The organism is Nonomuraea sp. NPDC050310, assembly GCF_040655795.1.
Classification (GTDB): Bacteria; Actinomycetota; Actinomycetes; order Streptosporangiales; family Streptosporangiaceae; genus Nonomuraea.
In genome coordinates this window covers 60,428-79,555 of sequence record NZ_JBFAKP010000002.1, presented here as the reverse complement: position 1 = coordinate 79,555, position 19,128 = coordinate 60,428, and the positions used below count along the sequence as shown (strand labels likewise).

Genomic DNA, 19,128 nt, shown 5'->3' with positions numbered 1-19,128 from the left:
CTACGACACCGACAGCGACATCTCCCGCGCCATCGACGCCGGAGCCATCGGCTACCTGCTCAACGCGCACGCCCACTATGCGCAGTAGTAGGACGCCCTACTTCCCGAGCACCGACAGCAGCGTGCTGCTCAGCACCCGAGCAGCGTCCTCCCGGTCCAGGCGACCCATCTCCACCTCCCGCGCGGCACTGTGCACGAGGCCGAAGAAGGTCGCCACCAGCCACGAGAGCGGCAGGTCGTCCCGGAACCCGGATTCCTCCTGCCCGCGCCGGATCAGCTCCTCGACCCGCTGCAACGGCTGCCGGTGATGTTCCCGGATCTGCTCGGTCGCCAGCACCCGGTCCGCCGCGATGAACAACCGGCTGTGCCGGTCGAGGATCTCCCACGACGACCGCACCAGCGCCTCCAGCGCCTCCGCCGCGGGCAGATCGTCCCGGAAGCCGGCCGCGAGCGCCTCGTCCGCCTGCGTCACCGCGTGCGCCAGGACCGCCTCCACCAGCGCCTCCCGCGACGGGAAGTGCCCGTAGAGCGTGACCCGCCCCACGCCGGCCGCCTTGGCGATGTCGGCCACGCTCGCGCCGGCATCGTCCCCGAGCAGGCGGCTCCCGGCCTCCAGGATGGCGGCGATGTTGCGTTCCGCGTCGGCCCGTCGCCCACGATCGGCACGGCTCTGACGGGTCATCGGCGACTGCCTCCGGGAGCGAGGAAAGACGAACAGAATCTGATCCGCTCAGGATAGGCCGCCCGGCAGCGGGGGCCAGGCCGCCGCCCAGCAGGCCGGGGATCCGGGCAGTCGCGGTGCCGGCGACCACGCCTGGTGCATACGTGCTCCTTCGAGGGCGGCTGGCGACAGCCCAGAAGGTCAGCGCGCGTCATAGGCGGGCGAGGTGAACGGCCAGTCCGCCGCCAGCCAGGCCGACACCGCCTCGTACAGCGGCACGTCCAGCTCGGCCCGCCCGGCGGTGACCCAGGAGGACACGTCGGCGTCGTGCCCGTCCTTGGAGCAGGGGTAGATGTAGACGCAGCCGATCACGTCGCCGCTGTCCGGGTCCAGGACGGTGTAGGTGAAGCCGCGCCGCTGCGTGAAGTCGTCGGCGTGCCGCCGGAGGTCGGCGAGGTTCGCCTCCAGGGACATGCCGTCCAGGGGAGGCCAGTTCCCGTCCGGGTAGCCCGGGGTGGCGCGGATGTGCTCGATGCTGCCGGTCCACGCGGCGTGGTCGGCGAGGTTGTGCTGGGGGCCCAGAGGCTCCAGCCGGAACCGCGGGGTGACCAGGCTGTGCGGGACGTCGAAGTCGGCCGGGACGAAGGCGCTGGTGTTCATGGCAGCGAGGCTAGAAGGGCAGCCCCCTCCCACACACCCCATTTGTCACACCTGACGTAGCGCCCGCATGGCGTCCCCTTCGATACGCGACAGGTCATGCAGGAGGGCGCCGGCCTGCCGCAGGTGGCCAGGGTCACCGCTCTCCCCCGCCTTCTCGACCAGCCCGGCCACCTCCGTCCACAGCACGGCTGCCTCGCCGTACAACCGGTGACCCGTGCGAAGGTGCTCATGGTCGATCACCCGCACACACTCGCCAAGAAAGTCCCGGTAGAGCACCCGGAACAGCGCACCCCCGGTGCCACCCCGCTCCATGAGCAGCGCCGCCTGCGCCAGGTCACGCCGCGGTTCCTCAGCACGCCCCAGCCAGCCCGGCACCAACCGCCCGGCCTTCTCGATCCCCCGGTAGCCCAGGTTGGCGATCGGCGCAGCGAGAAAGGCCTCCGCACAGTCCCGGACGGCCGGGAGCAACTGCTCCTGCCAGCCGACCGGCCGCTCCGGCACGGCCAGGGTGAACGACCGGTTCCGCGCCGTCATCGGCCCGCGCTCGCCCCGCGCCAGAGCCAGCGCGGCCAGGCTGGTCCGCACCGCCCCACCCTGCTGGTCGGTGTCCACCAGGTAGGCGTCCTGCTCGTCGTAGCCGTACATGGCGACGACATGCCCGCCGAAGTGCACCTTCGTCCGGAAGTAGTCGAGGTGATAGGAGTCGAGCTGCAGCCCCACCGGCCGCCTGGCGTCGATCGCTCCCGCAACGTTCTCCCACGCCCGGCGGGCCGAGGTCGTCTCCGCGACCGTCAACGTCAGCCCCAGCCGCGCGGCGAGGTTCCGGGTCAGCTCGAAGGGCTTCACCCGCCCGCCCAGAAAGGGGAACGGCATGCCCTTGCCGTCCCAATAGACGAAGGACAGGCCGGAGCCCAGCCCGAACAGCAGGGGCTCCGACAGCTCAAGCCCCTCGTGCCGCAGCAACACCCCCAGCGCGGTCGTCTCGCAGTGCTGCAGCCCGCGGGGTTCGACGTCCTGCACGACGGTCATGCGTGGTCCTCTCTACGCGATCGTCCCAGCATGAGGTCTCCCACGAGGGGAGAGACAAGCCTCACCGGGTCAGTCGAGCTCGGCGCTGCCCTCCCGGTAGATCTTCGCCGCCGCGATCCGTCCCTCCCGCAGCCGGTAGAACCCGGCGATGGCGAAGGACCGCTCCTCCCCGTCCACCGTCAGGGTCTCGGTCATCTCGCACGCCGCCCGGTCCCCCTCGGCCAGCAGCTCGTGGATCACCAACGTCGGCAGCAGCCCCTCCATCGCCCCGGCGAACAGCTCGGTCAGCTCGGCCCGCCCCTGCACCCGGCTGGTGCCGGTCACCCACGAGGCGTCCTCGGTGAACCCCGCCATCAACGCGTCCAGGTCGCGGGCATTGAAGGCGTCCACATGCGCGCGCAGGACGGCAGCCGCATCAACTTCGATCATCGTCGGAGTCTGACAGCCCCGGACCCCCGCCTGCCATCCGATTTGCCCCGCCCCGGAGCACGCCCGCCAGATCCGCCGGCACCGGCATCGGCTCCCTGATCCCCACCCGAGCCCGCCCCGTGTTCCCCTCCGGATACCGCCCCAGCGCCGACGCCGGCGCGGCCGCGACGATCCGGACCACCTGCCCGAGCGCTTCCCGCCGATCCCGCTGCCGTACGGCAAGCACGAACATGGCCACGTGATTGACCGTGTGCGGCCACGCCCACGGCTGGGAAAGGATGTGCGCCCGCTCCAGATGCCGCCACCGCACCTGGTCGTCCACGGCCACCCGCGCGGCCCGCATCTCCTCGTCGTAAGCCCTGCGCACCTGTGCCGGCATCGCCCTGCCTCGTCCCTGCATGGCACGACAATACAGCCAATCCTGAATTAATTCAGCACTGAATCAGCCCTGCTGCCGATGCCGCTGGCCCTGGTCCTGCGTCAGCTTCGAGAAGGCGGCGTCCAGGCCGGTGGCGTCGAGCACCCGTTGCAGCGTGCCGTGCACATGGCTGAGCCGGAACCCGGCCCCGGCCGCCGCGGCGGCGTCGCGGGCGTCCAGCAGGGCCTCCAGGCCGTTGGAGTCGCAGAACGTGAGCGACTCCACGTCGATCACCACCTGCTTCGGCGCCTCGCCCAGCGCGTCCTGGACGACCGCGCCCAGCAGTGGCGCGGTCGAGACGTCCAGCTCACCGGCCAGCCGTACGACGACCTGGCCGAGCTCGGCGCCCGACTGGGCCGTCTCGGTCGTGAGAGTGGTCATGGCCACCGCCTCCCCCGGCCTCGGCGCTGCTGTCGCGGGAAGCCGTTGTCCGGCTTCCAGCTACCCCCGGCGGCTCCGGCGAATCCCCTGACCTGGTCAGACGTCCGCGACCCGGCGGAAGAACCACAGGCTGCGCACGAGCGCGACGGCTCCGAGGACGAAGCAGACGAGGCCGAAGAGCGCCAGCAACGGCAACAGCCAGAGCGTGACGATCCAGTACTGCAGGTCGAACGCCCCCCAGATCAGCGCCGGAACCACGGCACCCGCCACCGTCACCAGCGTCAGAGGCACGAGCCGCAGCACCAGCCAGGGCCGGCGGGCCGCCCGGCGCCGGACGGCCCAGCGGCGCGCCCGGACGATCGCGGTGACCAGCAGCACGGCGATCACCACCGTGAGCCCGAGCAGGATCACGTTCACCAGCGTCAGGGCGTTGCTCATCGGCGTCGTAGCCGCCCCGATCCGCTCCGCGAGGAGGTTGGCGGCCAGCAGGCCGGGGTCGCCACCGCTGTTGGTGAGCACGACGGCCGCGATCCCGGCCTTGGGCGAGAAGACCATGTCCCCGGTCCATGTGGCCAGCGTGCCCCCATGACGGATCACCGGCGTTGGCGCGCCGGGCCTCGACTGCCAGCCGAGGCCGTACCCCTCGGCTTGCGGCTGCGGCGTGTGCATCTGGGCCAGGGAGGCGGCGCTCAGCAGGTCGGACCCGGAAGTGCCCTGGTTGAACCGCAGCCAGCGCACCATGTCGTCCAGCGTCGAGATCACCCCGCCGTTGCCGACGCACGTCCCCGGCATCTCCGGCACCGCGACAGCCACCCCGAGCACCACCTCATACGCGTACGGCAGGCCGTCCGCCTCGTCGGAGCACCCCAGCGTCGAACTCGTGCCGGTCATGCCCAGCGGCGTGAACACCTCGGCCTGGAGGAAGGCGTCGAAGGGCTTGCCCGACACCACCTCGACGATCCGAGCCGCGATCGAGTAGTTGGTGTTGTGGTACTCCCACCGGGTGCCCGGATCCGCGGCCAGCCGCTTGTCCGCCAGCGTGGCGACGACCTCCTGGGCGGTGCGGGGCGGCGGGAACACGTACTCGTTGTTCGTACTCCCCGACAGCCCCGAGGTGTGGCTGAGCAGATGACGCACGGTGATCCCGGCGAACCGTGCATCGGCCAGCTTGAAGTCCGGCAGGAGCTTCACCACCGGGTCGTCCAGCGAGACACGGCCCCGGTCGACCAGCACCATGATCGCCGCAGCGGTCATCGACTTGCTCATCGACGCGATCCGGAACCGCGTCCGCGCGGTCACCGCGTTGCCGTCCCCGTCCCGGCCACGGACGATCGTCTCGACCGCCTTCCCGTCGACCACCGCCGCCGCCACCCCCGGCGTCCCGTAGACGGCGCGATACTCGTCAACCAACCCGTCGCCCGAGGCGTGCGCGGCTCCCGTCCACCCCAGCAGCAGTACGGCAAGCGTCAGGAAGGCGGTCACGAGCGGAAAGCGGAGACGCGAAAGAGACACGCCCACGACCGTAGGCCGGGCCTACCCAGGCAAACCTCACCCGAAGGGGTGAGACGGGCCCCCTCGCCAGGATGGACTTTCAGCCCGGCAGCTCCTGCCGTCCCACCAGCCCGTTCTCGTACGCGTAGATCACCGCGTGCACGCGGTCGCGCAGGCCGAGCTTCTGCAGGACCGCCCGGACGTGCGACTTCACCGTGTTCTCGCTCAGCACCAGCTCGGCGCAGATCTCGTTGTTGGACCTGCCCCGGGCGAGCAGGCCGAAGATCTCGGCCTCGCGCGGGGTGAGGCCGTCCAGGGCCGCCGTGCGCCGCATCGGCGCCTGCCGTACGAGGTCGAGGACCGTCGCGGCCACCCCCGGAGCCAGCGCCGCCGTCCCCGACGCCACGTCACACACCGCCTGAGCCAGCGCGGCCGGCCGGACATCCTTCGTCAGATACCCGCTCGCCCCCGCCCGGATGGCGGCCACGACCAGCTCGTCATCATCGAACGTCGTCAACATCAGCACCCGCGTCGCCGGCGCGATCCTCACGATCTCGGCCGTGGCGGCGACGCCGTCCATGCGTGGCATGCGGATGTCCATCAGCACCACGTCGAGCCGATGCCGCCGGACCACCTCGATCGCGTCACTCCCGTTCCCCACATCGTGGGTGACCTCGATCCGCTCATCCGCCGACAGCACGGTCCGCAGCGAGACCCGCAACAACTCCTGATCATCAACCAGCATGACGCGGATCGTGGTCATGCCCCCTCCTTCGTGGGGAGCCGCGCCCGCAGCGTCCACCCGTCGTCCTCGACGATCTCCAACGTGCCGCCCGCCGTACGCACCCGCTCCTCGATCCCCAGCAGCCCGGTCCCCTGCCCACCTGCCGCGCGCCGCGCCTTCCCCCCGTCGTCCCGCACTTCCACCACCACCTCGCCCCTAGCCCAGTTCAGCCGAACCCGCACCACAACCGGCGGCTCCAGATGCCGCAGCGCATTGGTGACCCCCTCCTGCACCATCCGAACCACCGCCACCTCCGCACTCAAACTCAACGCCCGCCGCTCCCCCACCTCCTCCAGCGTCACCGTGTGCAACGGACTAGCCGCCGAAGCCACCAGTTCAGGCAGCACCTCAAGCGAGATCGGCACCTGCCCCGGCGACACCCGCTCCGCCGCCCCCTGCTCCGGCAACACCCGCTCGGCCGACCCCTGCCCCGGCGACACCTGCTCGGCCGACCCCTGCCTTAGCGACGCTTTCCCTGACGGCACCTCACCCTGCGACCCCAAGGTCGCCAGCATCGCCCGCAGCCCCTGATGCGCATCCCGCCCCGCCTCGGCGATGTCCCCCAGCTCCCGCCGAGTAGCCGCATCCCCCGTCGTCACCGCCGCAGCCTCGATCCGCGCCACCATCACGGTGACCGTGTGCGCGATCACATCATGCAGATCCCGCCGAATACCGGCCCGCTCCCCCGCAACCGCCGCCGCCAGCCGCTCACTCTCCGCCCGCCGCCGAGCCTCCCGCCGACGCCGAACCACCAACGCCGCCAGCCACACCCCACCAACCACGGCCATCAGCAACCCGCCCTCAACCAGGCGAGTCCACACCGGCACATCAGCGGCCAGCCGCGCCCACTCCACCACCTCGGTGAGCACCACCCCCAGCCCCGCCACCACCAGCGCGACCACCGAAGCCCCGACCGGCACCACACTCGTCAGCCGCCACAACGTGTACGGAAAACACAGCGCCGACGGCAACATGCTCAGCGACCACCCCGGAAACGGCATGACCACCAGCACCAGCATGGCCAGCGCACAAACCCCGAACCCCACCCACACCCGCCGCGCATCGGCATGCCCCGCCCAGGTGGGCCGCCCAGCCACCACCGCCCCCACATGAAGCAGCCCCACAGCCGCGGCAACCACACCGACCTGCCACAGCGCCGCCCCCAGATACCAGGCCCCCACCAGGATCACCAGGGACAGCGCCCCCAGAACCCCATGCACCACCACCGCCGTCACCGGCCACTCACCCCGGCGCTGCGAGGCCATCACAGCCCTCCCCGCCTTCCGACGAGCTCCCGATACGGCCCACAACCCAGCCCGACCAGCCACAGAGTAGTCAGCGCCCCCACCCCCGCCTCTCGGCCGATACGCGACCTGGCCCCACCGCGAAGACCACCGGTGGACACCGGCACAGACCCGTCCACAGGACCCGATAGGTTCACGCCCGTGGACGGCACAGCAGGAACCATCGCGACCGCAGCCGGCATGTTCGCCGGCACCAACGTCGACGACCTCATCATCCTGACCGTACTGTTCCTGTCCGCCCGAGCCGGCGGACGCCCCAGACCATGGCAGATCTGGGCCGGCCAGTACGCCGGCATCACGGCCCTCGTCCTGATCTCCATCCTCGCCGCCCTGGGCCTGACCATCGTCCCCGACGCCTGGACCGGCCTCCTGGGCCTGCTCCCCCTCGCCCTGGGCATCCGCGGCCTGATCTCAGCCCTCCGAACCCGCAACGACCAGGACCACACCCCACCCCCCGTCGCCTCCGGCGTACTCTCCATCGCCGGAGTGACGATCGCCAACGGCGCGGACAACATCTCCGTCTACACCCCGGTCTTCCGCACCATCGGAGCCGTCCCCACCCTGGTGAGCATCGCCGTCTTCGCCGTCGGCGTGGCCCTGTGGTGCCTGGCCGGCTCCTGGCTCGGCTCCCACCCCAAAGTCATCGACCTCGTCGAACGCTACGGCCGATGGCTGGTCCCCACCGTCTTCATAGCGATCGGCACCTTGATCGTCCTCGAATCCGGCGTCATCACCAAGATCTTCTAACCACAGCGTCCCGCCCGGGAACACCAGCCAGCAGCACCAGCCCCGCAACAGCGCCATAGAGCGGAAGCACCAGCTCCACCCCCTGCGTACCCGCAGGACAGTAAGGCTCAAAGAACGCAACAGTCGAAACCGCGTAGTAGGCCCCGGTCACGACCGCCCCGCCCGCCCCCAGCCGCGTGAGAACGCGACGCCTCCGGCCCGACGACCGTCTTACCGCCACGGCCAGCACCACCAGCACAAGCGGCAGAAGGGCAGCCATCACGCCGAACCCCAAACTGAGCACGTCCCGCCAGGTGTACCCGCCTTCAGTGTTCAGGAAGGCACAGACCTGAATCTCCGCGTCCACTTGCACCATCGACCAGTTCGGCAAAGCGGCCAGACAGACAGCCCCGACCCAGCACAGAGCCGCCCGATACTTCACCACCTGCGACCCACCAGCCAACCTGCCGAACGGAACGCCATCAGTCGTCCATACCCTAGGACCTCGATCCCCCCAAGGCGCGGCGAGCGTAGGCTCGGACGTCGGCGTCGGAGTCTCCTTCCGCCGCCCGCAAGGCCAAGGCGACCTGGGGCTGCCCCGCCCAGGGGGCGAGGCCCTGAACCGCGGCCTTGCGCACGTCGATGTGCGGATCCCGGACCGCGGAGAGCAGCGGATCCGGTGCGGCGGCTCCGGCCAGACCGTGAGCGGCGCCCACCCTGACCTGCCACAGCGGATCTCCAAGAGCCTGTACGGCTACCGCGACGAACTCCTCCGGTAGCGGCCCGAGCCCTGCGGCGGCTTCCAAGGCGGCCGCACGGACGAGAGGATCCGGGTCGGCCGCGAGGGTGAGCAGGACCTTCAGCGCAGAGGGCTTGCCGATGGACGCGAGGCCGTGCGCCACGCGGATCCTGACTTCCCTGGAGGCGTCTCCGGCTGCGACGGCCAGGGCGGTGTCGTCGTCGAGCGACACGAGTCCGCGCACGGCCTCGATCCGCACCCTGGCGTCTGCATCCGCCAGCGCGGTGACGAAGACGTCGCGGCCGGCCAGCCGCAAGGCCCGCAGGACGTCCAAGGCCGTGGCGCGGACGACTGCGTCCTCGGAAGTGCCCCCCAGGGCCTGGAGCCGCGCGCCGAAATCCGCTCCGCCGGGGAGGACCTCCACCAGTTCACGGAGCGCGGTGGCCGCCGCGCGCCGGACCGTTCCGTGCGGATCGGCGAGCGAGAGGAGGAGGGCCTCCCCGGCGTCCGGGGGAGCGGTCTCCGTCAGGGTCGCGATGGCCGCCCGCCGTACCTTGGGGTCCGGGTCCCGCAGATAGGGCTCAAGGTCGGCGGAATCACCCAGGCGCAGGAGCTCGAGGATGCGGGGGGAGCGGCCGATCGCCTCCACTGCCAGGCGCCCCCGGGAGGCGGGACCCGAGGCGGCGGGAGCGAAAGCCGCCAGGACGACGGGGCCGGAGGCGGGTGGCGCGAAGTCGTCCACGGGCACGATGTAGGGGTCCACCGGCCGCTTGAGGAACTCCATCGCCCCGGCGGAGTTCTTGCGCAGGTTGAGGTGGAACAACCATTGCGCGTCGTCGCGTGCGGGCAGGTCGGCCCGGTCGTGGTAGAGGCCCCAGCGGCTCTCGGTCCGCACGGACGACGACCTGGCCGCCATCTCCGCGCAGTCGCGGATGAAGCTGACCTCCACGCATCGCATCAGCTCGTGCGGAGTGCGTGCCCCCATCGACGAGATCTCCGCACGCATCCGCTCGAAGGTCTCGACGGCGATCTCCAGCTTCCGCGAGGTTTTCGGAGGCGCGACATAGTCGTTGACGAAGCGGCGCAGCTTGTACTCCACCTGCTGCTGGGGCGGCCCGTCCGGGTGCCGCAAAGGCCGGTATATCAGTTCATGGGCGTCGGCGATCTGGTCTTCGGGTAGCTCTGCGCCGGTCGAGAAGTGCTCGGCCGCGTGTGCTCCGGCCAGGTCGCCGAAGACGAAGGCGCCGATCATGTAGTTGTGCGGCACGCACGCCAGGTCGCCCGCGGCGTACAGGCCGGGGACGCTGGTCAGGCCGTTCTCGTCGACCCAGACGCCGGAGGCGGAGTGGCCGCCGCACAATCCGATCTCGGAGATGTGCATCTCCACGTCATGCGTCCGGTAGTCGTGACCGCGTCCGGCGTGGAAGGTGCCGCGCGTCGGGCGTTCTGTGGTGTGCAGGATGCCCTCGATGGAACGAATGGTCTCGTCGGGCAGGTGGCTGAGCTTGAGGTAGATGGGACCACGCGCGGAGCCGATCTCCCGGGCCACCTCGGCCATCATCTGGCCGGACCAGTAGTCGGAGTCGACGAACCGCTCCCCCTCGCCGTTGACCTGGTAGCCGCCGAACGGGTTGGCGACGTAGGCGCACGCGGGACCGTTGTAGTCCTTGATCAGCGGATTGATCTGGAAGCACTCGATGCCGCTAAGCTCGGCGCCCGCGTGGTAGGCCATCGAGTGGCCGTCGCCGGCGTTCGTGGGATTCTCATAGGTGCCGTAGAGGTAGCCGCTGGCGGGCAGCCCGAGCCGGCCGGCCGCGCCGGTGGCGAGGACCACTGCCCCGGCACGCACCACCACAAACCGCCCGGACCTGGTGTCGAAGCCCGCCGCGCCGACCGCCCGGCCGCCCGAGGTGAGCACCCGCACCGGCATGACGCGGTTCTCGATGCGCACCCGCTCGCGGATCTCCCTGCGGCGCAGGATCCGGTAGAGCACCTTCTTGACGTCCTTGCCCTCGGGCATGGGCAGCACGTAGGAGCCGGACCGGTGCACCTTGCGCACGTTGTACTCGCCGTACTCGTCCTTCTCGAACTTCACGCCGTAGCGCTCCAGCCGCCGGACCATGTCGTAGCCGCGGGAGGCGGTCTGATACACGGCCCGCTGGTTCACGATGCCGTCGTTGGCGCGGGTGATCTCGGCGACGTAGTCCTCCGGGGTGGCCTTGCCGGGGATGACCGCGTTGTTCACGCCGTCCATGCCCATGGCCAGCGCGCCGCTGTGCCGTACATGGGCCTTCTCCAGCACCAGCACGTCGGCCCCGCGCTCGGCGGCGGTGATGGCCGCCATCGTCCCCGCGGTGCCGCCGCCGATCACCAGCACCTGGCACTCGAGCTCCAGCCGGTCGGCGAGAGGGGGAATCTCCACTACAGCTCCTCAAGAATCCGTTCGCGGGTCGGCCGGCTGACGATTTTGGGCCCGGTACGGCTCAGCACCACGATGCGATCGGCCAGCAGGAGTGCCTCGTCCACGTCGTGGGTGACGAAGACGACCGTGGCGCCCGTGGTGGCGAGCACCTCGCGCAGCAGGCGCTGCATCTCGGCGCGCGTCTGCACGTCGAGCGCGCCGAACGGCTCGTCCATCAGCACAGCTCCGGGCGCGGCCACCAGGGTCCTGGCCAGTTGCACCCGCTGGCGCATGCCGCCGGACAGCTCGCGTGGCAGCCGGTCCTCGAACCCGGCCAGACCCACCCGCTCGATCCACTCCTCGGCTCGGGCCCGGCGTGAGCTCCTGGCCTCGCCCCGGATCTTCAGCGGCAGCTCGACGTTGCGCCGGACGCTGCGCCATGGCAGCAGCCCGTCCTCCTGGAAGACCATCGCCCGCTCTGCCGACGGCCCGTCGAACGGGGTCCCGTCGGCGAGGACCTTTCCTTCGTACGGCACGAGCAGCCCGGCCAGGCCGCGCAGCAGCGTCGACTTGCCCGACCCCGAGGCGCCCACGATGACGAGGAACTCCCCCGCCTCCACGGTCAGGTCGAGCTCGCGGATCACCGGGGAGCCCGCATAGCCGAACCCGGCTCGCTCCAGCGTCAGCGCGATGCCCATCGCAGGCTCCCTTCCGCCCGCGGCAGCCAGCGGGTCAGCCGGCGTCCGAGCAGCTCGACCGCCGCCGAGGTGAGCCAGCCGAGCACGCCGATGGAGGCCATGCCGACCAGCACCGCCGGATAGTCCACGACGGTGTACGCGTGCCAGGTCCGATAGCCGATCCCCAGTTCGCCCGAGATCATCTCCGCCGAGATGACGCAGATCCAGGCCACGCCCATCCCGACGGACAATCCGCCGAAGATTCCCGGCAACGCCCCCGGCAGGACCACGTGCCACAGCACGTGCCGGCGCTTGCCGCCCAGCGTGCGCACCGCGTCCTCCCAGAGCGTCGGCAGAGCTCGTACGGCATGCCGCGTGCTGACGAAGATCGGGAAGAACGCCGCCGCGGTCGTGATGAACACGATGCCCTGCTCGTCCCCGGGGAAGATCAGGATGGCGATCGGCACCAGCGCGATGGCGGGGATGGGCCGGACCGCCTCCAGCGGAGGCAGCAGCAGGTCGGCCGCCCACTGGGAGCGGGCCACGAGCACGCCGAGGCCGATGCCCGCCAGCGCGGCCAGCCCGAACCCGGTGACGATGCGGATCACGCTCTGCGCCAGGTCGAGGTAGTACACGGAGGTCGCGAGCTGCTGGGCGAACTCTTGCACGACCTCGCTGGGCGAGGGCAGCCGGTCGAAGTTCACCCCGATGCGCGCGTCCACCGTGGTCAGCACCTGCCAGGCGGCGGCCACGAGCCCCAGCGAGAGCAGGCGGACCACCCATCGGAGACTCAGCACCCGGCCCTTGGCCGCTTCGGCGACGGGCGCGACGGCGACCGGCCGCTCGAGGGAACGGATCCCGGTCACACCGACCCGCCCGCCTTCCGCGCCTCTTCATAGGGGATCCGCTCGGCTCCGGGGTGGGCCTTGACGTAGAGGTCCGCGGCCTCCGCGGTGGTGAACGGCTTGAACAGGTCGTTCTTGTCCGCTGCCGGGTCCTTCACCCAGACGGCCTTGTCGGCGAACCAGTGGGTGCCGGTCTCGGTGTCCGGGACGTAGGCGGCCTTGACGGACCCGGGGGCGGCCGAGGCGACCTGGCGCAGCAGGCAGGTGGGCGTGGCGGCCGGCTTCAGCTCGTCGCCGATCCAGATCTCGCCCGCCTTGGCCGGGTCGGAGACCTGAATGCCGCAGGCGGCGTCGGTGCCGGTGATCGCCGCTGGATTCACCGTGGAGGCGGCAGCGGTGTCGTAAGCCGCGCCGTACGCTTTGCGGATGTAGGAGTCGTTGACGAACTTGCCGAGGTCGATGTCCTGGAAGTCGGTGCCGATCTTCTTCAGGTACGGGATGTCGTGCGCGTGCGCGTCCCTGAGCTGCTGTTTGAGCGTCACGTCGAAGGTGGAGACGCCGTTACGGCCGTTGTAGAGGTAGACGACCTCCGGCGGCAGGCCGGTTTCGGCTGCCACGCTCTTCGCCGCCTCGAGCGGGTTCTCGTGCAGGTACTTCGTCGCGTCGATCTGGGCTTGGAGGAAGGCCTGCACGACGTCGGGGTGCTCGCGCGCGTAGGCCTGCCGTACCACCACACCGTGGAAGGTGGGCATGCTGAGCGCGGAGCCGTCGTACAGCAGCCTGGCCTTGTCCTGGAAGACCACCAGCCCGGGCCAGGCGACGAACTGCGCGTAACCCTGCACCGCCCCGGACTCCAGCGCCGAGGCGCCGACCGGCGGCTGCTGGTTCACCACCTCGACGTCGACTCCGGCCTTCTCCAGGCCCTGGACGAGGGTGCCGTGCCCGGCCGAGCCGACGCTCGCCGAGACCTTCTGGTTCGCCAGGTCGGCGAGGGTCCTGGCCGGTGAGTCCTTGGGGACGACCACCATGTTGAGCCCGCCGCGCAGGTTGTAGCCGGTGGTGGAGACCAGCTCGGTCCTGGCGGTGTCGATCGCCTGGGTCCGCGAGGCGTTGATGAGCAGCGGATAGTCGCCCATCGAGCCGATGTCGATCTTCCCGGCGACCATCTTCGCGGTGATCGGCGCACCGGTGTCGTAATCCTGCCACTCGACCGTGTACGTGCCGCCCAGGCGCTTTTCGAAGTAGCCCAGCTTGCGCAGCAAGGTGCCCGCGGTGACCGTGTTGATGGTCTTCGACTGGTAGCCGATGACGACCGTCGGCTTGCCCTGCGCTCCGCTCGCGGCCACCGAGCAGGCGCTCGTGGCGGCCAGGACGGCCAGCGCTGTGATGATCTTGCGCATCGATGGCCCTTCTATCGCAGCAGGTAGGGGATGTTGACGGTGACGGCATCGGCCGGGCAGCGGTCGGCGCAGGGGCCGCAGTACCAGCATTCGTCGACGTGCATGTAGGCCTTGCCGCTCACCTCGTGGATGGCCAGCGAGTCGAGGGGGCAGACATCCACGCAGAGCGTGCAGCCCTCGATGCAGAGGGACTCGTCGATCGTCACCGGGACGTCGGCTCTGGCGTTCACGAGGGCCATGGAAGCTCCGTTCTGGTCAGTTCGCCGCGCATGGTCAGCCGGTCGCCGCGGAAACGGATGAATTCCAGGTCGACGGGACGGCCGTCGGACAGGTGGGCGAGCCGCTCGACCATGAGCAGCGCCGCACCTCGCGTCGTGCCGAGCACAGCGGCGGTGTGCGGGTCGGCGTTGACGGCCTCGATGGACAGCTCCGCGTTGCCGAGCGGGCATCCTGCGATGCCTTCCAGCAGGACGAACACGTCGTTGTGCACGAGGTCGGCGTCGAAGAGCGGCTCACCTACCTCACGGACGAGGTAGGTGAGGTCGAGGGAGAGCGGGACGCCGTTGAGCTTGCGCAACCGCTCGATGTAGACCACCTGGTCGGTGGTGCGCAGCCGGTCGGCGACGAGGGCCGGCGGGTCGATCAGGCTCATCGCTCTGACCTCGTTCAGCACCTCGCCCTGCTCGTGCAGCGTTTCGCCCAGTCCGAGCAGGCGGTGCAGCCCGTGCGCGACCTTGCCCTTTCCCGCCGTGGTGGTGCCCAGGCCGGGACAGCGCTCGATGAGGCCCTCGTCCCGCAGCAGGTTGAGCGCGTCCCTGATCGTGTTGCGCGAGGCGCCGAACTGCCTGGCGAGGGCGTGCTCCAGGGGCAGGCGCCCGGCGTACGTCTCGGACAGGACCTCGTGACGCAGCAGGTCGGCCACCTGTCTGGCCCTGTCCGCGCGCAGCCGTTTGACGTGCATGAACAAACCATAGCTTTCAGGTAGGAAATTGTGGATAACGGCTGGATTGCGCCACCTCCGCCGCTTCCCCACCTCGGGCTTCGCGCCAGAACCGCCACCTGTCAGATCGGCGTGACCGGGTGCCCCACGATCGCTCCGAACAGACGACCCATGGCGCCGCTCACGAGATCACCGCCAGGCCGGGCGTGGAGTATTGGGAGGCCGGCCGCGCCAAGCCGTAGTGCTCGCGCAGCGTCCGGCCCTGGTAGTCGGTCCGGAACAGGCCCCTGACCTGCAGTTCCGGGACCACGTGATCGACGAAGTCGGTCAGGCTGGAGGGCAGCAGCGGGGGCATGATGTTGAAGCCGTCCGCCGCGCCGTACTCGAACCACTCCTGCAGCTCATCCGCGATCTGCTCCGGTGTGCCCGCCACCACCCGGTGACCGCGCCCGCCGGCCAGCCGGGCGAGCAGTTGCCTGACGGTCAGTCGCTCGCGGCGGGCCAGGTCCACGACGAGCCTGCGGCGGCTCTGCGCGCCCTCGGTCTCGACGGAGACCTCGGGCAGCGGCCGGTCGAGCGCGCTCTCGTCCAGGTCGATGCCGACCAGGTTCGACAGCTGGCTCAGCCCGTAGGCCGGGATGATCAGCTCTTCCAGCTCCTTCTCCAAGCGGAGCGCCTCTCGCTCCGTGGAGCCGATGATCGGCGAGATGCCGGGCAGCACGAGCAACTCGTCCTGGCGCCTGCCATGTCGGGGAAGCCTCGCCTTGAGGTCGACAGAGAACTCGCGCGCCTCACGAAGCGTCTGCTGGGCGGTGAAGACCGCCTCGGCGTGCCGGGCGGCGAACTCCTTGCCGTCCTCCGACGATCCCGCCTGTACCAGGAGCGGGCGGCCCTGCGGCGACCGCGAGGTGTTCAGCGGTCCCTCGACCCGGAAATGCGGACCGCCGTGCCCGATGGGGTGGATCCTGGAGACGTCGGCATAGGTCCCGCCCACGCGGTCACCCACGATCGCGTCGTCCTCCCAGCTGTCCCAGAGCTTGGTGGCCACCTCGAGGAACTCGTCGGCCCTGGCGTACCGCTCGGCGTGCGGAGGGCGCTCGATGCCGAAGTTGCGCGCCTCGGCCTCGCCGGCCGAGGTGACGATGTTCCACCCGGCCCGGCCGCCGCTGATGTGGTCGAGGGAGGCGAATTTCCGCGCCACGTGGAAGGGCTCGTTGTAGGTGGTGGAGACCGTCGCGATCAGGCCGATGCGGTCGGTGACGGCGGCCAGGGCCGACAGCAGCGTCAGCGGTTCGAGCCCGCCCAATGCGTTGTGGCGCACATCGCCCCACAGCGCCAGGCCGTCGGCCAGGAAGAGCGAGTCGAGCTTGCCGCGCTCAGCGATCTTGGCCAGTTCCTGGTAGTGGCGAACGTCGGTGAGCCGGGACGGCTCGGTGCGGGGATGGCGCCAGGCGGCCTCGTGGTGACCGACGCCGTACAGGAAGGCATTGAGATGGAGCTTCTTCATGACGTCCTCCAGGTCGAGAAGCGGCGCTCCAACGTGACCAGGAGCAGGTTGAAGAGCAGGCCGACGACGGAGATCGTGACGATGCCCGCGTACATGTCGGTGATGCGGAAATTCGACTGGGAGGCCTGGATGAGATAGCCGAGCCCGGCCTTGGCGCCGACCATCTCGGCGAACAGCAGCACCAGGATGGAGTAGGTGCCCGCCAGCCGTACCCCGGTGAAGATCGTGGGCACCGCGGCGGGCAGGATCACTTTCTGGAACAGGCGGACCGGGCCGAGGCCGAGCGAGCGGGCCGACTTGATCAGCAGCGGTTCGACCGTTTTCACCCCGCTGATCGTGTTCAGCAGGATCGGCCACGAGCAGGCGTAGAGCACGAAGGTGACCTTGGTGGTCTCGCCGATGCCGAGGATCAGGGTGAAGACCGGCAGCAACGCCACCGCCGAGGTGTTGCGGAAGATCTCCAGCACCGGGCTGAGGAACTCCGCGACCGGCCGGTACCAGCCGATCGCCAGGCCGAGCGGGATCGCCAGCGCGATGGCCAGCAAGAACCCCGCCAGCGAGCGGGCCAGCGAGGCGGCCACGTGCTCCCCGAGTCGGCCGGTGGCCAGCAGTTCCCACCAGGCGCGCAGGTTCTCCGACAGCGGCGGCACGAACACCGGGTCCAGCAGGCCGATCCTGGGCAGCGTCTCCCACAGCGCCAGCAGCACCACCACGGCGGCCGACCGGCCGGCCACCTTTCGCAGCAGCCGCCACCGACGTGGCCGGATCACGGGAGCGGGAGGCTCTGTTTCGACGTCGTCGTCGGGCAGGTCGTACCAGTGCACGTCGCCGGAATACTCGTCCTTCTTGAGCACCGTCTGCTCAGACACCGGCGCTCACCTCCTCGCGCAGAAGGCTCCAGATGGCGTGGCGGTACTCACCGAAGCGCGGTTCGGCGCGCAGGTCGCCCTGGCGCGAGTCGAACTCGACCTCGATGATCTCCCTGATCCGTCCCGGCCTGGCGCTCATCACGGCCACCCGCTGGCCGAGGTAGACGGCCTCGTCGATGCCGTGCGTGATGAACACGACGGTCTTGCCGGTCTTCTCCCAGATGCGCAGCAATTCCTCCTGGAGGGTCTCGCGCGTCTGCGCGTCCAGCGCGGCGAACGGCTCGTCCATCAGCAGGACGTCCGGGTCGAAGGCCAGACTGCGCGCGATCGCCACCCGCTGGCGCATGCCGCCGGACAGCTCGTGCGGATAGCGATCCTCGAATCCGGTCAGGCCGACCAGGTCCAGATACCGTCGCGCCAGCTCCGCACGCTCCTTCTTCGGTACGGCTTTCGCCTCGAGCCCGAACTCGACGTTTCCGCGTGCGGTCCGCCAGGGGAACAGGGCGTACTGCTGGAAGACGATGCCCCTGTCCAGCCCGGGCCCGGTGATGGGGATGCCGTCGATGAGGATCTGCCCGGCGGTCGGCTCGGCCAGCCCGGCGATCAGGTCCAGCAGCGTGGACTTGCCGCAACCGCTCGGGCCGACCAGGGTCAGGAACTCGCCCTCGCGAATGTCCAGGTCGATGCCCTCGACGGCGGTGAAGGGCCGGTCGGAGTCGCGGATGGGGAAGGTCTTGCCGACACCCCGGATGCTGATCTTGCTCATCAGGCGCTCCCGTTCGCGTGCGGGTTGAACTCGTTGGTGAACAGGTCGGCCAACTTGACCTGGCCCGGCTGGATCTCGCCCTCGCGCTGCAGCCAGTCGATCCAGGTCTGGAACTCCCGGTCGGCGATCACACCGCCCTTGCCGGCGACGCCGGAGCTCTTCCAGTACTGCACCGCCGCGGCGTCCTCGTTGCGCCCACGCTTGGCGATGATCTCCTTGAACTTGGCGACCACCTCCTCCTTGCTGTGGGTCTGCGTCCACTCCACCGCCTTGGCGAACCCCGCGACGAAGGTCTTGACGGTGGTGGGGTTCTTGGCGATGAAGTCCTCACGCAGCACCACCGACCCGGCGGTGAACGGCCCGAACAGGCCGACGTCGGTGAACAACGGGCGCAGCCCCCCGCGCTCCAGCGCCTTGTCCTTCAGGATTCCGCCGAGCGTGCCGACCTCCACCTGGCCCTGCCGTACGGCTTGCTCGGTGTTGACCGGCGGGACGACGACCAGCTCGACCTGCTTGATCTCCTCGGGAGTCAGGCCCTCGCGCTTGAGGTATTCCTTGATGACGGCCTCGTGGTGCGCACCGAGGGTGTTGACGCCGATCTTCTTGCCGATCAGGTCGCGTGCGGTCCTGATGGGGCTGTTCTCGGTCACGTAGTAGCCGCTGAAGCTCTTCTCGTCGGAGCCGTAGTAGCCGATCACCGCCTTGATCGGCGACTTGGCCGCCTTGAGCTTGATGATGGCGCCGTTGAAGGCGCCGCCGAAGTCCGTCTGGCCGGTGGCCGCCGACTGGATGTCCTGCGGGCCGCTGGTGGTGTCGCCGACCCAGGTCAGCTTGACGCCGGGAAGGTAGCCGAGCTCCTGGGCGAGTTCGGGAAAGGTGACGAAGCCTGCGCTGCCCTGGTAGCGCAGCTCGGTGACCTCGGCGTTTCCGGTGGCCTCGGCGGAACCGCAAGCCGCCAGCGCGGTCACGACGATCAGGACGGACAGGACGGACAGGGCATGTTTGATCTTGATCACGATGAGCCCTTCGCCTATTTCATGTATTTCCTATTGACTTTGCGGGAAATGCGACCGAAGGTCAAGAGCGTGAACCTTCTGGTCG

Annotated in this window: 21 protein-coding genes; 1 reads left to right on the top strand and 20 read right to left on the bottom strand. The window is 69.9% G+C overall.

Annotated features, from left to right (window positions below; translation table 11 throughout):
- Positions 1–97: 97 nt before the first annotated feature.
- From AB0I67_RS06500 to AB0I67_RS06460, 9 genes are all read right to left on the bottom strand, one after another.
- The gene (locus AB0I67_RS06500) at positions 98–682 is read right to left on the bottom strand and encodes a helix-turn-helix domain-containing protein (protein WP_357918631.1); all 585 of its coding nucleotides are present in this window, start codon (positions 680–682) and stop codon (positions 98–100) included.
- A gap of 180 nt (positions 683–862) precedes the next feature.
- Positions 863–1,321, bottom strand: coding sequence for an N-acetyltransferase (locus tag AB0I67_RS06495; RefSeq protein ID WP_357918628.1), 459 nt, complete (start codon positions 1,319–1,321; stop codon positions 863–865).
- 45 nt (positions 1,322–1,366) lie between these two features.
- The gene (locus tag AB0I67_RS06490) at positions 1,367–2,350 is read right to left on the bottom strand and encodes a BtrH N-terminal domain-containing protein (protein ID WP_357918625.1); all 984 of its coding nucleotides are present in this window, start codon (positions 2,348–2,350) and stop codon (positions 1,367–1,369) included.
- 69 nt (positions 2,351–2,419) lie between these two features.
- Positions 2,420–2,779 (bottom strand): nuclear transport factor 2 family protein, encoded by a 360-nt coding sequence (locus AB0I67_RS06485; RefSeq protein WP_357918622.1) that lies wholly within the window; start codon positions 2,777–2,779, stop codon positions 2,420–2,422.
- A complete protein-coding gene (locus AB0I67_RS06480; protein WP_357918619.1) occupies positions 2,766–3,179 on the bottom strand; it encodes a DUF3703 domain-containing protein in 414 nt (137 codons plus the stop codon). Before AB0I67_RS06480 ends, AB0I67_RS06485 begins: the two co-directional genes overlap by 14 nt.
- A gap of 42 nt (positions 3,180–3,221) precedes the next feature.
- Positions 3,222–3,578: an STAS domain-containing protein gene (locus AB0I67_RS06475; protein ID WP_357918616.1), complete on the bottom strand. Its 357-nt coding sequence runs from the start codon at positions 3,576–3,578 to the stop codon at positions 3,222–3,224.
- A 96-nt stretch (positions 3,579–3,674) separates the two neighbouring features.
- Complete coding sequence (locus AB0I67_RS06470; protein WP_357918613.1) at positions 3,675–5,090, bottom strand: serine hydrolase domain-containing protein; 1,416 nt, start codon at positions 5,088–5,090, stop codon at positions 3,675–3,677.
- A gap of 79 nt (positions 5,091–5,169) precedes the next feature.
- Entirely contained in the window at positions 5,170–5,832 is a 663-nt protein-coding gene (locus AB0I67_RS06465) for a response regulator transcription factor (protein WP_357918610.1), read from the bottom strand.
- Complete coding sequence (locus AB0I67_RS06460) at positions 5,829–7,118, bottom strand: histidine kinase (protein WP_357918607.1); 1,290 nt, start codon at positions 7,116–7,118, stop codon at positions 5,829–5,831. Before AB0I67_RS06460 ends, AB0I67_RS06465 begins: the two co-directional genes overlap by 4 nt.
- A 180-nt stretch (positions 7,119–7,298) precedes the next feature.
- Here AB0I67_RS06460 and AB0I67_RS06455 point away from each other — a divergent pair, with 180 nt between their 5' ends.
- The gene (locus AB0I67_RS06455) at positions 7,299–7,904 is read left to right on the top strand and encodes a cadmium resistance transporter (protein WP_357918604.1); all 606 of its coding nucleotides are present in this window, start codon (positions 7,299–7,301) and stop codon (positions 7,902–7,904) included.
- Here AB0I67_RS06455 and AB0I67_RS06450 read toward each other — a convergent pair.
- The 11 genes from AB0I67_RS06450 to AB0I67_RS06400 all read right to left on the bottom strand — a co-directional run bounded on the left by AB0I67_RS06450 (position 7,888) and on the right by AB0I67_RS06400 (position 19,043).
- The gene (locus tag AB0I67_RS06450; protein WP_357918601.1) at positions 7,888–8,328 is read right to left on the bottom strand and encodes a hypothetical protein; all 441 of its coding nucleotides are present in this window, start codon (positions 8,326–8,328) and stop codon (positions 7,888–7,890) included. The two genes, AB0I67_RS06455 and AB0I67_RS06450, sit on opposite strands and share 17 nt — an antisense overlap.
- A 52-nt stretch (positions 8,329–8,380) precedes the next feature.
- Positions 8,381–11,044: a fumarate reductase/succinate dehydrogenase flavoprotein subunit gene (locus tag AB0I67_RS06445; protein WP_357918599.1), complete on the bottom strand. Its 2,664-nt coding sequence runs from the start codon at positions 11,042–11,044 to the stop codon at positions 8,381–8,383.
- Positions 11,044–11,721 carry an ABC transporter ATP-binding protein gene (locus tag AB0I67_RS06440; RefSeq protein ID WP_357918596.1) on the bottom strand — a complete coding sequence of 226 codons (678 nt, stop codon included), beginning with the start codon at positions 11,719–11,721 and terminating at the stop codon, positions 11,044–11,046. The genes AB0I67_RS06445 and AB0I67_RS06440 overlap by 1 nt, the downstream gene beginning before the upstream one ends.
- Entirely contained in the window at positions 11,706–12,566 is an 861-nt protein-coding gene (locus AB0I67_RS06435; RefSeq protein WP_357918593.1) for an ABC transporter permease, read from the bottom strand. Before AB0I67_RS06435 ends, AB0I67_RS06440 begins: the two co-directional genes overlap by 16 nt.
- A complete protein-coding gene (locus AB0I67_RS06430) occupies positions 12,563–13,945 on the bottom strand; it encodes an ABC transporter substrate-binding protein (RefSeq protein WP_357918590.1) in 1,383 nt (460 codons plus the stop codon). The genes AB0I67_RS06435 and AB0I67_RS06430 overlap by 4 nt, the downstream gene beginning before the upstream one ends.
- A gap of 11 nt (positions 13,946–13,956) precedes the next feature.
- Positions 13,957–14,184, bottom strand: coding sequence for a ferredoxin family protein (locus tag AB0I67_RS06425; RefSeq protein WP_357918587.1), 228 nt, complete (start codon positions 14,182–14,184; stop codon positions 13,957–13,959).
- Entirely contained in the window at positions 14,172–14,906 is a 735-nt protein-coding gene (locus AB0I67_RS06420; RefSeq protein WP_357918585.1) for a GntR family transcriptional regulator, read from the bottom strand. Before AB0I67_RS06420 ends, AB0I67_RS06425 begins: the two co-directional genes overlap by 13 nt.
- A gap of 160 nt (positions 14,907–15,066) precedes the next feature.
- The gene (locus AB0I67_RS06415) at positions 15,067–16,392 is read right to left on the bottom strand and encodes an LLM class flavin-dependent oxidoreductase (RefSeq protein WP_357918582.1); all 1,326 of its coding nucleotides are present in this window, start codon (positions 16,390–16,392) and stop codon (positions 15,067–15,069) included.
- Complete coding sequence (locus tag AB0I67_RS06410; protein ID WP_357918579.1) at positions 16,389–17,261, bottom strand: ABC transporter permease; 873 nt, start codon at positions 17,259–17,261, stop codon at positions 16,389–16,391. The genes AB0I67_RS06415 and AB0I67_RS06410 overlap by 4 nt, the downstream gene beginning before the upstream one ends.
- On the bottom strand, positions 17,254–18,027 hold the full coding sequence (locus AB0I67_RS06405) for an ABC transporter ATP-binding protein (protein ID WP_357918576.1): 774 nt from the start codon (positions 18,025–18,027) through the stop codon (positions 17,254–17,256). Before AB0I67_RS06405 ends, AB0I67_RS06410 begins: the two co-directional genes overlap by 8 nt.
- Entirely contained in the window at positions 18,027–19,043 is a 1,017-nt protein-coding gene (locus tag AB0I67_RS06400; RefSeq protein ID WP_357918573.1) for an ABC transporter substrate-binding protein, read from the bottom strand. The genes AB0I67_RS06405 and AB0I67_RS06400 overlap by 1 nt, the downstream gene beginning before the upstream one ends.
- Between the last annotated feature and the right edge of the window lie 85 nt (positions 19,044–19,128).